The sequence below is a fragment of the Burkholderia sp. 9777_1386 genome, assembly GCF_015712265.1.
GTDB classification, from domain to species: Bacteria; Pseudomonadota; Gammaproteobacteria; order Burkholderiales; family Burkholderiaceae; genus Burkholderia; species Burkholderia cenocepacia.
Genome location: NZ_JACCQB010000033.1, coordinates 41,777 through 55,538 on the forward strand (window position 1 = coordinate 41,777; position 13,762 = coordinate 55,538).

Below are 13,762 nucleotides of genomic sequence, written 5' to 3' on the forward strand. Positions count from 1 at the left end.
CTACGCCGCCGGCCCCGGCGCCGGCGGTGCGCCGAGCGTGTCGATCACGCCGAACTGCGCGGGCATCATCGCGTAGCACACCCGCACTTTCTCGCGCGACAGCCGCTCGAGCAGCCGCTGCGCTTCGTCCTCGGTGACGATGAATTCCACCTCGACCGCCAGCGAACCCTGCAGCTCGAAGAAGCGATCCTCGTGCAGCACGCGATGCTGGCCGAAACCGGCCATCGCGCGAAACGCGGAACCGCCCGCGACGCCCATCCGGTTCGCCTCTTCCAGCAGCCATTCCCACAGCGGCTTCCAGTGCAGCCGGTGCTGCTCGTGCACATAGAAGCGCAACAAGACCCTGTCCATCGCTCCCTCCGATGGCGGCCCCGCTCAGGCCGCAGCCAGCCACGCGCGCGCGGTCCACATGCCGAGCGCCGTCAGCGCGAACGATCCAGTCAAGTGTAGGGCAGCCACCGCCAACGCCCATCCGAATTCGCCCTCGAGCGCGTGCGTCATCACTTCGACCGAATAGGTCGAGAACGTCGTGAGACCGCCGAGAAAGCCCGTGATCACGAACAGCCGCCACTCCGGCGGCAACCCGACGCGAACCGTGAATACGACCGCAGCCACGCCGATCACGTAGCCGCCGAGCAGGTTCGCCGCGAGCGTGCCGAGCGGCACCGCGGGAAAGAACGCGTTGAGCGTGAGGCTCAGGCACCAGCGCAGCAACGCGCCGAGCCCGGCGCCGACGAAGATCGCGACGATCGAATAGAACAAGGGCACTCCTCACTGACGGCGCCGCGCGGCGGACGCGGCCTACGCTGAACTGTATGCGGAATCGCGCCGCACCGGCAATGCCGGCGGCCCGAACCGGCAGGCAGCGCGCCGGCGCTCGTGCAGGCGCTCGTCGCGCGGCCGCAATCGCGCGACGTCGGCCAATCGATACGAGGCGCGGTGCTCAGCCGCCGCGCCACGCGCGATCGAGCGCGTTCAGCGTCGCCAGCGCACCGCCCTTCAGCCCGATCACGTCCGCGCGGCGCGCATGCGCTTCGCGCGCGTTGATGCGGATCACGTCGGCACCGAGCCGTTCGCTCAGCAGGCGCACGGTCGGAATCGCGGTGCCCGCGCCGATCTCGACCACGGCGACACGCCCCGCCTGCGCGATCCAGTCTTCCAGCGCGCGCTCCTGCGCGTCGTAGCGCGCACCGAGCCAGCCGGTGTCGCCGAACATCAGGATGTTCGGCCGCGCGAGCCCGCCGCAGTGCGGGCAGCGCGGCATGTCGCCCACCAGGCGGCACGTCGCTTCGTCGACCACCGGCACGAACGGCGCCGCGTTCCACGTGTCGTCCGTGCACGGTCGCAGGCACTGCATCGCATGAATCGAACCGTGGATCTCGACGATGCGCGCCGGATCGAAGCCGGCTTTCTGGAACTGGCCGTCGACGTTGCTCGTCAGCACGAAGCCGCCGTTCGGCATCGCGTCGATCCAGCGACGCAGGATCGCGAAGCCCGCGTGCGGCACCGTCGCGCGGTAGAGCGCGAGACGGTGCCCGTAGAACCCCCATGCGAGCGGCGCACGCGCACGAAACGCGTGCGGCGACGCGATCTCGTGGAACTCGAAACGCTCGTGGCGCAGTGCCGGATACGCACGCCAGAAACCGTCCGTACCGCGAAAATCGGGCAGCCCGGAATCGACGCCGATGCCCGCGCCGGCCGTGACGAGCAAGGCGTCGGCGCGCGCGAGCGCGTCGACGGCGGACGCGACGAGAGCGGCGGGAAGCGACGCGGCGGCGGCGGAATCGGCGGGATCGGAAAACGGCATGATGGAGAAGCGGTGGCGTCGAACGTTGCGCGAGTGGCGTCGCGATCATACGCCGGTTCGCGCGTCGCGCAGCATCGACCCAGCAATCGCGTGACGCCGTGCGCGTACGGCTACCGGCAATGCGACCGCCGGCCGTCCGCAAGCATCGCACCGGCGATGCCGCGACCCGGCGCCCACGCTTGCTCAGTCAGCCGCATCGTCCTGCGCGACCGGCATCTCGTCGACCGAGAAATAGACCGGCTTGCCGAGTTGCCGCGCCAGCGCCACGTCCGCATCCGCGCCGCGCGACGCGCCGTCGATGCGCAGCACCGCATCGCAGCGGCGCAGCAACCGGTGCGCGGCCGGATACAGGAACGTTTCGCCGATCGCGTCGCCGACCTGCGTCGACCCGGCCGCGGCCGCGAGCGGCAACGACAGCCATTCGCCGATCATCGACACGTGCCCGCGGCGATACACGGCGAGCGCTGCCGCTTCCAGCCGGTGCAGGTTCGCGGCGATGCGCGCGGGGTCGCCGTCCGTGCCGCTGCGATAAGGGCCGGCGACCAGCACGAGTTGCGGCGTCATGCGGCGCGTGCCCCAGCGGTTTCCCGCAGCGCGACGTACTGGAGCAGCATGATCGTCTTCGCATCGACGATCTCGCCGCGCTCGACCGCGTCCAGCGCCGCCTGCAGCGGCATCTCGACGACCTCCAGATCCTCGCCCTCTGCCGCGACGCCGCCGCCCGCGCCGGTGCGCAGCGACGCATCGTATTCGCCGACGAAGAAATGCAGCTTCTCCGTCACGGAACCCGGGCTCATGAACGCCTCGAACACCTTGCGCACGCCGCGCACGCGGTAGCCGGTCTCTTCCTCGGCTTCCGCGCGGATGCGCGCTTCGGGCGTGGCGTCGTCGAGCAGCCCGGCGGCCGCTTCGAGCAGCATGCCGTCGTGCCCGCTCACGAACGCCGGCATCCGGAACTGCCGTGTCAGCAGCACGTCGCCCGTCTCGGCATGACGCAGCAGGATCGTCGCGCCGTTGCCGCGATCGTAGGTCTCGCGGCTCAGGCGCTGCCACGTTCCGTCGCGGCGCAGGAAATCGAACGTCACCTTCCGCAGCACATACCAGTCGTCGGACAGCACCGTCGTATCGACGATGCGCACCCGCTCCCGCGTTGCAGCCATTGCAGCCTCCGGTTCGACAAAGGACGGCGCCCATGGTAACGTGCAGATTCGTGCAATTTCAAGAATTTTCGTGCAATCACGATGCTGACGACGCAACGCAAGAAAGCGATCCTCGATGCGCTCGCACGCGACGGCCAGGTACTGGCCGCCGAGCTGAGCGTGCAATTCGGTGTATCCGAAGACACGGTGCGCCGCGACCTGCGCGAACTCGCGGCCGAAGGACTGCTGCAGCGCGTGCATGGCGGCGCGCTGCCGGCGTCGCCGGCCATCGCGCCGTTCGCACAGCGCGAGGCGCTCGAAGCCAGGGAGAAGCGGCGCATCGCACGGCGGGCCGCGCAGATGATCGCGCCCGGGCAGGTGGCGATCGTCGACGGCGGCACGACCTCCGCGCTGCTCGTCAGCCAGTTGCCGGCCGACCTGCGCGCGACGATCGTCACGCACAGCCCGAGCGTCGCGGTTGCGCTGGCCGCACATCCGTCGATCGACGTGATCCTGATCGGCGGGCGGCTCTACAAGCACTCGATCGTCGCGGTCGGCGCGGCGGCGATGGAAGGCATCGCGCGCATCCATGCGGACCTGTACTTCATGGGCGTCACGGGCGTGCATCCGGTCGCCGGCCTGAGCACCGGCGATTTCGAGGAAGCGGCGATCAAGCGCGCGCTGGCCGAACGCGCGGCCGAGACGGTCGTGCTCGCGTCGCAGTCGAAACTGCGTGCGGCGTCGCAGTTCGTGATCGGCGACATCACGCTCGCGCAGACGATCGTCGTCGAACAGGAAACCGACGCCGCGCTGACGAAGCCGATCGAGGCCGCGGGCGTGACGGTGGTGCGCGCGTAGCGCGCGGTACAGGCGGGCCGCCCGCGCAATCGAACTGCGAATGCGTCGACGCGGTGCGTGATCGATACGCGCGCGTTCAGGCGCGACCGCTGATCGCCCCCGGCGTGCGCATACTCGGCGGCGCATAACGCGTGCCGCCATCGTCACACCGAAACCCCGCCGGTCCGCCTAAATCCCGCGAAACGCCGGCGCGCGGCGTTCCGCGAACGCACGCAGCCCTTCGTCGAAATCCGCGCCTTCGCACGCGTGCCGGCGCAACTCGGCGATCCGTTCGAACGCATCGGCCGGCAACGGCCGCGCATCCTGCAGCACGCGCAACTGCTCCTTCACCGCGTGCACCGCGAGCGGCGCCTTCGCGGCGATCGTGCGCGCGACGTCGAGTGCCGCGTCGTCGACCCCGCCGGCGTCTGCCAGCCGGTTCACGAGCCCGTGATGCGCGGCGCGTTCCGCATCGAGCGGCTGCGCGCAGAAGAACATCTCCTTCAGCACGTGGATCGGCAGGTTGTCGTAGAAGCGCAGCAGGCCGCTCGTCGAATACGGCAGGCCGATGTTCGCCGGCGTCATCGCGAAGCGTGCGTCGCGCGCCGCCACGACGAGATCGCAGCTCATCACCAGATCGACCGCCCCGCCCCATGCCGATCCCGCCACCGCCGCGATCACCGCGCCGGGATAGGTCCGCACGCGCCGCAGCGCGCGTTCGAGCGGCTTGCCGTACGCGAGCGGATCGCGGTCGTCGGCCAGCTCGCGCAGGTCGTGCCCCGCGCTCCACACGTCGCCGCTGCCGTCGTTCGACAGGATCACGACGGGCGGCGGACGGCGTGCGGCCAGCGCATCGAGGTGCGCGACGAGCGCATCGAGCAACGGTGCGTCGAGCGCATGCCGTCGCGCCGGATTCGCGAACCGCACGCGCGCGATCCGCTCGCCGACCAGGTCCACCGTCACGGTCGACGCCGCATCGTGTTTCGTCATGTCGGTCATTGCACGGCCTCCGCCACCGCATCCGCCTGGAAGATCGCGCGCGCGGCCAGCAGTGCGTCGATCGCCTCGTCGCCGTAGCCGGCTTCGCGCAGCACGTCGACCGTATGCTCGCCGAGCAGCGGCGGCGCATGGCGCGTGCGCGGCGCCGGCACGGCGTCGCCCATCCCGCCGAGCGGCGTGACGACCTGGCGCAGCGTACCGAGCGTCGGATGCGCGACCGGCTCGACCAGCCCGCAATGCGCGAGCTGCGGATCGTCGAACACTTCGTCGAGCGTATGGATCGGCCCGGCCGGCAGCCCGGCCTCGACGAACCGTTGCGTCCACTCGCGCTTGCCGCGCGTGCGCAGCCGGCTTTCGAGCAGCGCCTTGAGTTCATCGCGATGCGCGACGCGCGCGTCGTTGGTCGCGAAGCGCGGATCGTTCGGCAGCTCGGGCAGGTCCAGCAACTGGCACAGCCGCAACCACATGTCGGTCGTGATCGGCGCGAGATTGAGCGGGCCGTCGGCCGTCTCGAACACGCCATACGGCGCGATCACCGCATGCGCATTGCCGGTGCGGCGCGGCACGTCGCCGAGGCTCAGGTAGCGTTGTCCGTGCACGCTCAGCAACGCAACGAGGCTTTCGAGCAGCGACGTGCCGACATGCTGGCCGCGCCCGGTACGCTCGCGCTCGAACAGCGCGGCCATCACGCCGGTCGCGACCCACATCCCCGAGCTGAGATCGCCGATCGCGGTGCCCGTGCGGGTCGGCTCGCCGTCCGGGAAGCCGGTGACGCTCATCAGCCCCGCATAGCCCTGCGCGATCTGGTCGAAGCCCGGCCAGTCGCGCAGCGGGCCGCGCGGGCCGAACGCGGTGACGCTGCCCATCACGAGCCGCGGGTCGCGCGCGCTCAGCGCTTCGTAGCCGAGCCCCATCGCGTCCATCGTGCCCGCCTTGAAATTCTCGATCACGACGTCGGCCTGCGCGATCAGCCGCCGCACGACGTCGAGGCCGGCCGGCTGCCGGAAGTCCACGCAGATGCCGCGCTTGTTGCGGTTGCAGGACAGGTAGTACGTGCTCACGCCGCGATCGAACGGCCCCCACGCGCGGCTCATGTCGCCGTGCGGCCCCGACTCGACCTTGATCACGTCGGCGCCGAGATCGGCGAGCACCATCGAGCAGAACGGCCCCGACAGCGCGCGACTCAGATCAACGACCCTGATTCCTGTTAATGCCTGCATTCCGGACTCCTGATAGGGATGACGAGATGTGTGTTGCTTGCGAACGACTGCCGCGCCGTTCATTCGGGCAGCGTCTGATGCCGCGTTTCGACCGCGAACGGCAGGATCAGGATGCCGAGCCCGAACACGGCCGCGGTCCACGCGACCGGCACGCCGAGCGATCCGTAACCGTGTATCGCCGCGCCGAGCAGGAAGTTCACGCCCGCGCCGATGAAGCGGCCGACCGACGCGTTGAACGCGAACGCGGTGGCCCGCACGCGCGTCGGATATTGCTCGGGCAGCCACAGCGAGAAGATCGCGAAGTTGCCGCCGAAGAAGCCGAGGAACGCGAGCGACACCATGAATGCGGCGAGCCCGTTCGGCTGGTAGAACGCCCAGCCGAACGCGAACACGATCGAGCCGGCCATCCCCGCGAAATACACGCCGAGCGCGGTACGCCGGCCGAGCCGTTCCGACAGCCACGGCGCCGCCAGGCAGCCGGCGATCGTCGCGCACGACAGGATCGCCGCGCCGATCGACGCAAGCCGCAATGCGCCGACGTGATCGATGCCCGCGCGCGCCGCCAGCGTGGTGACCGCGCTCGCCTCGTAGACGGAGCCGGCCCACAGCCCGACGATCGCGACGCCGACGAGGCTCGCGCTCGTCAGCGTGCGGCGCAGGAACGCCGGCGCGAAGATCTCGCGCAGCGGATGCGCGCGCCGCGTGTCGGCCACGTCGCCGTCGCGCGCATCGTGCCGGCGCCACTGCCCCGGCTCCTTCACGCGCATCACCGTGAACACCGCGAGCAGCGCGGGCGCCAGCCCGCACAGGAACATCGCGCGCCAGCCGTAGGTCGCGCCGATCGTGTAGTTCAGGCAGGCCGCGATGAAGAAGCCGAAGTAGTAGCCCGTCTGCAGGTAGCCGGCGCCCATCTTGCGGCGGTCTTCCGGCCAGCTCTCGGCGACGTAGGTGCCGGCGAGCGCCCATTCGCCGCCGACGCCGATCCCGGCGATCAAGCGGCACGCGGCCAGCGCCCACACGTCGTGCACGAACGCGGCCGCGCCGGTGAACACCGAATAGATCAGGATGCTCGCGGCGAGCGTGCGCACGCGGCCGAAGCGGTCGGCGAGCGGCCCCCAGATGAACGACAGCCCCCAGCCGATCAGGAACAGCGCGAACAGGATCGAGCCGTACATCCCGAGGTTCGCGGGCGTCGCCGCGATGCCGGAGGCCGGCAGCAATTCGGTCAGCGCGGGAATCAGCACGAGCGCGTAGATCACCGAATCCACGCCGTCGAGCACCCAGCCCGCGTACACGGCCCAGAAGCCCTTGACCTGCTCGCGCGTGAGCGGCGTGCGCCGCGGCTTCGCGCCGGCCGCCGGCGCGTCGATCGCCTTGAACATCTTCGTCTCCTTGCCGGCGGGGCCGGCTCCGTCGCCGCGTCCGGTCCGGGATGGCCGGCAGTCGGGCTCTTTTGTGAGACGAGTATAGAAACGCCATCGATCGCTGAAAAATATGATATTCATCTTGTTCGATCGAATTGGCTTATGGCTCGAAACGCGCGTGAATCGGGGAGACGGCGGCGATGGACTTGAGACAGTTGCGCTATTTCGTGAAGGTCGTCGAATGCGGCAACGTCACGCATGCGAGCGAGGCGCTGCACGTCGCGCAGCCGGCGGTGAGCCAGCAGATGCGCAATCTCGAGCAGGATCTCGGGATGCAGCTGCTCGAACGGAGCGTGCGCGGCGTCGCGCCGACCGCCGCCGGCCGCACGCTGTACCAGCACGCGCTCGAACTGCTGCGCCAGGCCGACGGCACGCGCGAGCTGCTGCGCCGCGACGCCGATACGCCGCAGGGCCGCGTGACCGTCGGCATGCCGTCGAGCACCGCGCGCGTGCTGGCCATTCCGCTCGCGCGCGCGGTGCGCGACCGCTTTCCCGGCATCATGCTGGAGCTGATCGAAGCGCCGAGCGCCGATCTCGACACGTTGCTCGAGCGCGCGCGGCTCGATCTCGCGATCGTCGTCGATGCGGTCGGTACGCGCGGGATCGCGATCCACCGGCTGCTGACGGAAACGCTGTACCTGATCACGTGGCCCGAATTCCCGGTGCCGGACGACCCCGTGCCGCTCGACGCGATCGCGCGGATGCCGCTCGTGCTGCCGAGCGCGCCGAACACGATCCGCAACCGCGTCGACTGGGCGATGCGCGAGGCCGGCCTGTCGTATGAAATCAGCTTCGAGGCAAGTTCGACCGGGCTGCTGTTCGCGGCCGTGATGGCGCAGCTCGGCGTGACGATCCTGCCGTGGACGGCCGCGCACGTCGAGATCGAGGAGCGCAAGCTGAAGCTGTCGACGGTCGCGCACCGGCTGTTCGCGCGCGACCTGTCGCTGTGCTGGCACGACACGGCGCTCGTCAGCAACGCGGTGCAGAAGGTGAAGGGCGAAATCGTCCGGCTGTTCGACACGCTCGGGCAGCGGCCGGAATGGGCGGCCGGCCGGGCATTGACAACGCCCCCCGGCGCCCCTTAACGTGGCTCCATCGTAACCATCACCGGTTCAGCTTAAGAGGTTGTCGGCCCGCTCGTGCTCGACACCTCTGCCTTCCTCGAAGGCCTGCTGCTTGGCGCAGGCCTGTTCACGTCGGTCGGTCCCAAGGACGCCTTCGTCATCAAGCGCTCGCTTTCGAGCCCTCACCTGCTCTCCATCGCCCTCGTCTGCGCAGGCAGCGACGCATTGCTGATCGTGCTCGGCGCGCACGGGCTGTCGGCATTGCTGTCGCGCCATGCCGCCGTGGTGGCAGCCGCGCTGTGGGCCGGTATCGCGTATCTCGCCGGCTACGGCCTGCTCGCGCTGCGCTCGGCGATCGTCGGACGGGAGCCTGAGCATGTAGATGGCTCATGCGTCGCTAGCGAACCCATGCGGTCGCGCACGCTGCTCGCGACCGCCGCGGTTTCGCTGCTCAATCCGTATGCATGGATCGATACGGTCCTGCTGCTCGGGACCGTGATCGTGAGCCACGCGCCGTCTGCCCGCGCACCGTTTGCGATCGGCGCGATGACTGCTTCGCTGGCGTGGTTCCTGATGCTCGCCTATGGCGCACGCGCGTGCCGTGCGTGGTTCGCCCGTACGCTCGCGTGGCGCGTGCTCGATGGCTTCGTCGCGGTGATGATGCTCGGCTTCGCGGTGCGTTTCGCGATCGACGCGCTTTAGGTGTCAGCGGCCCGATAGCCCGATAGCGATATCGCGCGGAACGCGTCGTGCGCGTGGGCATGCAGCTCGAATCCGATACCCGGTGCCTGCGGCACGCGCGCGTATCCCGCGTCGACGATTTCGCCATCGGCCAGTCCGCTGAACGGCTGGAACGCGAACGGGCTGACTTCCGCGCCGCCGAGCCCGAGCGCCGCGACGACGTGCAACGAGAACAGATGGCCCCCATGCGGCCAGAACGCGTCACGCCGCCAGCCGCGCGACACGAAGTGATCGACGATCTGCAGATAGCCCGGCAGCCCGTAGCTGTGCACGGGATCGAACACCAGCACGTCGCGGTCGGCACGCAGGCCGCCGTAGCGGTCGAGCAGCTTCGCTTCCGCGAGCGAAAACAGCGCTTCGCCTGCTGCGATCGGCGGTGCGTATCGCGTGGCGACGTCTGCCTGGAGCGGCAGGTCGAGCGGGTCGCAGATGTCCTCGAACCACCAGAGGCCGAACGGCGCGAGCATGTCGGCCGCCTCGTGGGCGGTCGTCGCGTCGTACGTGTTCATCGCGTCGACCGCGAGATGCGAAGGGCCGGCAAGGTGCGCGGCCGCGGCGTCGATGCGGCGCTGGTCCTGATCGAGATCCGCGCCGCCGATCTTGATCTTCGCGTGCGTGTAGCCGAGATCGACGATCCGTCGTATCTCGTCCGACAGGCGCGCGAGATCGTCATGCGGATAGCGGTAGCCGCCGCCCGCGTAGACGCGCACGCGTGGTGCTGCCGTGCGTTGGAGACGATCGGCGAGAAAGCGATGCAGCGGCAGATCGGCGATCTTCGCGGCGGCGTCCCAGATCGCCATGTCGAGCGTGCCGACCGCAACGCAGCGTTCGCCGTGCCCGCCCGGCTTCTCGCCGGCCATCATCGCGCGCCACGCGCGGAACGGGTCGAGGTTCGTGCCGGCTTCGTCGGCGAGCGTATCGGCGGCGGCGAGCAGACGCGGCGCGAAGCGTTCGCGGATCAGGCCGCCCTGCGCGAAACGGCCGATCGACGCGTAGCCGTAGCCCGTCACCGGGCGGCCGGCGCGCACGACATCGGTGACGACCGCGACGACGCTCGTGGTCAGGCCGCCGGACGGGATCGCCGGATCGGCATAGCGGGATACGGGAATCGCGCGTTCGTGGATCGCGGTGATGCGCATGGTCGGGGTTCCGGTGGGGCGTCCGGCGCAGGCGGGAGATTCGTGCGCTGCAGCGGAAACGGTGGACGGATCGCTGCATCTTAGGGGTTTGCGCGACCGCGTGCACGACCGGCGAGCGTCATCGTGTCGCCGCCGGACAACCGCGCGTTGAATTCAGCACCGGGTACGGTCGGATAGCGAGAGCCGCCGAGCGGGTGACCATGCTCGGCGCGCCATTTTTCGAACCGGATCGAGTCCGATTGAACCGGCATCCGCCGCTTGCCCTCCCGGCTCCGTGAACCGGAAGGATGTCGAGCGACGACGGTATGCTTGGATCGACCAGCCCGCTCAGGCGAAGACGAAGTACTTGCGCACCGTCTCCACCACTTCCCATGTCCCTTTCATGCCGGGTTCGATCACGAATACGTCACCGGCTTTCAGGTGCTGCGGCTCCTCGCCTTCCGGCGTGATGATGCAGTAACCATCGAGGAAGTGGCAGTACTCCCATTTTTCGTAGTTCACCTCGAACTTGCCCGGCGTGCAGATCCAGGTGCCCATGATCTTGCTGCCGTCCTTCGAGACGTACGCGTTGAGGTTGACGGTATGCGGATCGCCGCTAATGCGCCTCCACTTGGTCGCATCGAGGACAGGCGTCGGGCAGGTTTTGCGCAGAACGGTGATGAAATCGGACATGTCGGCTCCAGACTGACGATCGTGTAAGAGGCTTGTCACGTTAGTTCGAAAGCGTTGTCGCGACTTGTATGCTTCCGACACCGACTCGTCTATTTTCGACATGGGCTTGCGTGCAAAGGAAGGCAGGTTTCCTCCTCTGTCGGAAAGCTGCCATCCCGGTAACGCATGTCTTCCCACAGCAGTCGCCAGCGCACCGCATATTCGTCGTTGGTACCTTCCAGCAGGTACTTGTGAGCCACGCTGCCCTCGAGGAAGTAGCTCGGACAACCGACCTTGCCGCCCGGAAACCATGGCTCCCAGATACCGTCGACAGGGATCTCCCGATCGCTGCAAATCTCGCCGCTTGCGGATTCGTTCCTGGGCGGACACGGAGGAAGCGATGCCGGATATGCACGACCGAGAGGCCAATAGCGCCACGCAGGAAGGGGCGCGTCCGCGAACATGGATTCATAGGTCCAGTGCTCGAAAACACGGGTTCCGCCATCCGCACGCGTTCCGTATGCAAGCATCCCGGTAAAACCGGATCCGACCGTGCACTTGAGCGCGTAGCAAATCAATCTCTCGATCCATACGCCCTCCGCGAACCCGGTGGCATACACGGGATCCGCGAAGCTGGTGTCCTTCAGTCCCAGCGAATGGAAAAACGGATCGTATTTCCGGCCGATTTCAAGTGCGCTCCGTCCAAACAACAGGTCGCCGCCTTGCTGACTTCCTGCAAGCAGCGCGTCGTATGCCGCTCGTTTGTCGAGACCTCGGCGTAATGCGTCAATGCCCCGCTCCATTTGCGCGAGTGCCGCCAGGAAATCGTGCGTATACGCGGCCTCCAGCTCTGCCTGATTTGGGCTCGGTGTGTTCAATTGTTTGGCGTACGCGCCGAGGAAATCCCGATACAGACCAACGGCGTACTCGAGGAACGTGAAGCTCGTCCATTGCTTGAGCAGATAGAACGCCTTCGCCCGCGCTTCGTGTTCCTGCTCGGGAGTGATCGTCAATGCATTCAACATCATGGAACCTGTCCGCCCGTGGCCTCTTTGCCGGCATGAGCCACCGCTCGCCGCGCGTGGGCCTGTCGCCTGATCTTGGCCGATCGTTCGCGCTCTGCCGGGAAGAATGCCCGGGCCTCTGCTGGCGACTCGGCCATGAAATCCGACATCGATGCCACCGCTCCGCCCCGGATCCGGACTCGATTCGATACCGTCAGCCGAAACTCCCCGCTTGCCATATCGACTCGAATCCTTGTAGAATTACGCGTTCTGCGGGCGTCGTATAATGGCCATTACCTCAGCTTCCCAAGCTGATGACGTGGGTTCGATTCCCATCGCCCGCTCCAGTCCTTCTCAAACCCTTGCCGCGCAAAGCTCACTGGGTTTCCGGCAGCCGCCGAATCTCCCCCCTTCCAGCGATATCCGCCCCTGAATGTGAGTGGCGAAGCATTTCCGTCGCTCGTCCGTCGCAAGATCACCCAATCGCTCGTTCGTGACGAAAAATCCGGCGCCTGCTCCAGCCGCCTCGCGCACGCCGCCTCTACCTTGCAGCAAGAATCACGACGAGAATGGGCAGACACAGCAAACCGTGAAGCACGATCGCGCAATACGCCGGCCTTGCATCCGCTCCAGCATCGCCGTTCGCGTGGAGCAACGCACCTATCGCCCAAACGAGCCCACCGAGCGAAACGACGCCGCACAGGGCCACGACCGCCAGCGCCGCGCCGATCGCGCCGAATCCCGACGAACCGGCAAAGCTCCCCGAATCATTCACGATCGACATGCCGGCGATACCGGCGATCACGCACTCGGCCAGCGCGAGCATGGCCGGGCTGCTGCCGACCTTGCGGCGCACGGAAATCGTTTCACTCATGGCTTTTCTCTCCAAACGCCATTGATCGTGGTTCAAGCCGACGCATCATTTCTCACGACCGTTGCGAAAGCAACCACCGGAGGAACATGAAGCGCCATGTCGGCCGTTACCGCTTCTTGTCGTTCCAGTTGAACTGAAAACGCGCACGGTTCATTGTCATCATGCTGCGCGCGCGTCTGACACGTCCAGCCATGCCGGCTGCGTCAGCGATTCTACTCAATCGCCCCGCAGCGAGACATGGCCGTGCACTCACGGTCCGCACCAAGAAAAAAGGACACGCCCTCCGTCACCGGGAAAGCGTGTCCTAAAACCAGTGCCAGGGAGTGCGCCGTCAGCGCCGGCACCGGTCAACCTTGCGTCGCGCGAGCCGATCGCTCAGCTACCCTGCGCCACTTGCCAGGCCTCGTACAGATCGGGCCCGTCATCACGCGCACGGTGATAAACCAGCTTCATCTCGCGCTCATGCAGCGGCCGCGCAATCTCTACATACCCGCGCGCGGCCGACAGGTCGTACGGCTCGCCGTCCTCGTTCGAATACGCGTAATACACCTCGCTGACGCCCGCCAGATACATCGCCGACAGGCACATCGAACACGGATACCCGCTCGCGTACATCACCGCGCCGCTCAAATCGGTGCTGCCGAGCGCCTTGCTGGCGGCACGCACGGCCTGCATCTCGGCATGCGCGCTCGGGTCGCACGTCGCCTCCACTTCGTTGACCGAACGCGCGAGCACCTTGCCGTCGCGCACGAGCACGGCGCCGAACGGCCAGGTCTTGCGTTCGCGCACGTTCTCCATCGCGAGACGGATCGAATCGACGAGGTAGGTTTCGGTATGAGACATCGGCTTCTCCATTCAGGTGA

Annotated in this window: 16 protein-coding genes and 1 tRNA gene; 4 read left to right on the forward strand and 13 right to left on the reverse strand. The window is 67.7% G+C overall.

Annotated features, from left to right (window positions below; translation table 11 throughout):
- The 5 genes from H0X91_RS22685 to H0X91_RS22705 form a co-directional block, all read right to left on the reverse strand.
- Entirely contained in the window at positions 1–351 is a 351-nt protein-coding gene (locus tag H0X91_RS22685) for a DUF190 domain-containing protein (protein WP_196433360.1), read from the reverse strand.
- Between the two features lie 24 nt (positions 352–375).
- A complete protein-coding gene (gene crcB, locus H0X91_RS22690; RefSeq protein ID WP_006488542.1) occupies positions 376–762 on the reverse strand; it encodes a fluoride efflux transporter CrcB in 387 nt (128 codons plus the stop codon).
- Between the two features lie 181 nt (positions 763–943).
- Entirely contained in the window at positions 944–1,807 is an 864-nt protein-coding gene (locus tag H0X91_RS22695) for an SIR2 family NAD-dependent protein deacylase (protein ID WP_080330724.1), read from the reverse strand.
- A gap of 183 nt (positions 1,808–1,990) precedes the next feature.
- Positions 1,991–2,371 (reverse strand): DUF4406 domain-containing protein, encoded by a 381-nt coding sequence (locus H0X91_RS22700; RefSeq protein WP_196433361.1) that lies wholly within the window; start codon positions 2,369–2,371, stop codon positions 1,991–1,993.
- The gene (locus H0X91_RS22705; RefSeq protein ID WP_006496610.1) at positions 2,368–2,967 is read right to left on the reverse strand and encodes an NUDIX domain-containing protein; all 600 of its coding nucleotides are present in this window, start codon (positions 2,965–2,967) and stop codon (positions 2,368–2,370) included. The genes H0X91_RS22700 and H0X91_RS22705 overlap by 4 nt, the downstream gene beginning before the upstream one ends.
- Before the next feature lie 81 nt (positions 2,968–3,048).
- On the opposite strand from H0X91_RS22705, the gene H0X91_RS22710 reads away from it, so the two are divergent.
- A complete protein-coding gene (locus H0X91_RS22710) occupies positions 3,049–3,804 on the forward strand; it encodes a DeoR/GlpR family DNA-binding transcription regulator (protein ID WP_196433362.1) in 756 nt (251 codons plus the stop codon).
- 168 nt (positions 3,805–3,972) lie between these two features.
- Here the strand turns inward: H0X91_RS22710 and scpB are convergent, their stop codons facing one another.
- From scpB to H0X91_RS22725, 3 genes are read right to left on the reverse strand one after another with little or no spacing between them, the layout of a single operon-like run.
- Positions 3,973–4,782, reverse strand: a complete 810-nt coding sequence (gene scpB, locus H0X91_RS22715) for a methylmalonyl-CoA decarboxylase (protein WP_196433363.1) — start codon at positions 4,780–4,782, stop codon at positions 3,973–3,975.
- Positions 4,779–6,002 carry a CaiB/BaiF CoA transferase family protein gene (locus H0X91_RS22720; protein ID WP_196433364.1) on the reverse strand — a complete coding sequence of 408 codons (1,224 nt, stop codon included), beginning with the start codon at positions 6,000–6,002 and terminating at the stop codon, positions 4,779–4,781. Before H0X91_RS22720 ends, scpB begins: the two co-directional genes overlap by 4 nt.
- A gap of 59 nt (positions 6,003–6,061) precedes the next feature.
- The gene (locus H0X91_RS22725; protein ID WP_006488552.1) at positions 6,062–7,384 is read right to left on the reverse strand and encodes an MFS transporter; all 1,323 of its coding nucleotides are present in this window, start codon (positions 7,382–7,384) and stop codon (positions 6,062–6,064) included.
- A 182-nt stretch (positions 7,385–7,566) separates the two neighbouring features.
- On the opposite strand from H0X91_RS22725, the gene H0X91_RS22730 reads away from it, so the two are divergent.
- Positions 7,567–8,511, forward strand: coding sequence for a LysR substrate-binding domain-containing protein (locus tag H0X91_RS22730; protein ID WP_006496614.1), 945 nt, complete (start codon positions 7,567–7,569; stop codon positions 8,509–8,511).
- Between the two features lie 54 nt (positions 8,512–8,565).
- The gene (locus H0X91_RS22735; protein WP_196433365.1) at positions 8,566–9,192 is read left to right on the forward strand and encodes a LysE/ArgO family amino acid transporter; all 627 of its coding nucleotides are present in this window, start codon (positions 8,566–8,568) and stop codon (positions 9,190–9,192) included.
- On the opposite strand, the gene H0X91_RS22740 is transcribed toward H0X91_RS22735, so the two are convergent.
- From H0X91_RS22740 to H0X91_RS22750, 3 genes are all read right to left on the reverse strand, one after another.
- Entirely contained in the window at positions 9,189–10,370 is a 1,182-nt protein-coding gene (locus tag H0X91_RS22740; protein WP_196433366.1) for an enolase C-terminal domain-like protein, read from the reverse strand. The genes H0X91_RS22735 and H0X91_RS22740 overlap by 4 nt on opposite strands.
- A gap of 327 nt (positions 10,371–10,697) precedes the next feature.
- A complete protein-coding gene (locus H0X91_RS22745) occupies positions 10,698–11,042 on the reverse strand; it encodes a cupin domain-containing protein (protein ID WP_196433367.1) in 345 nt (114 codons plus the stop codon).
- A gap of 89 nt (positions 11,043–11,131) precedes the next feature.
- A complete protein-coding gene (locus H0X91_RS22750) occupies positions 11,132–12,049 on the reverse strand; it encodes an Imm72 family immunity protein (RefSeq protein WP_058901936.1) in 918 nt (305 codons plus the stop codon).
- A 248-nt stretch (positions 12,050–12,297) separates the two neighbouring features.
- Between H0X91_RS22750 and H0X91_RS22755 the strand changes: the two genes are divergently transcribed.
- Positions 12,298–12,372: transfer RNA gene (locus tag H0X91_RS22755), tRNA-Gly, on the forward strand.
- A gap of 194 nt (positions 12,373–12,566) precedes the next feature.
- On the opposite strand, the gene H0X91_RS22760 is transcribed toward H0X91_RS22755, so the two are convergent.
- Entirely contained in the window at positions 12,567–12,899 is a 333-nt protein-coding gene (locus H0X91_RS22760; RefSeq protein WP_006496619.1) for a hypothetical protein, read from the reverse strand.
- Between the two features lie 375 nt (positions 12,900–13,274).
- Entirely contained in the window at positions 13,275–13,742 is a 468-nt protein-coding gene (locus H0X91_RS22765) for a nucleoside deaminase (RefSeq protein ID WP_006488558.1), read from the reverse strand.
- Positions 13,743–13,762 lie beyond the last annotated feature (20 nt).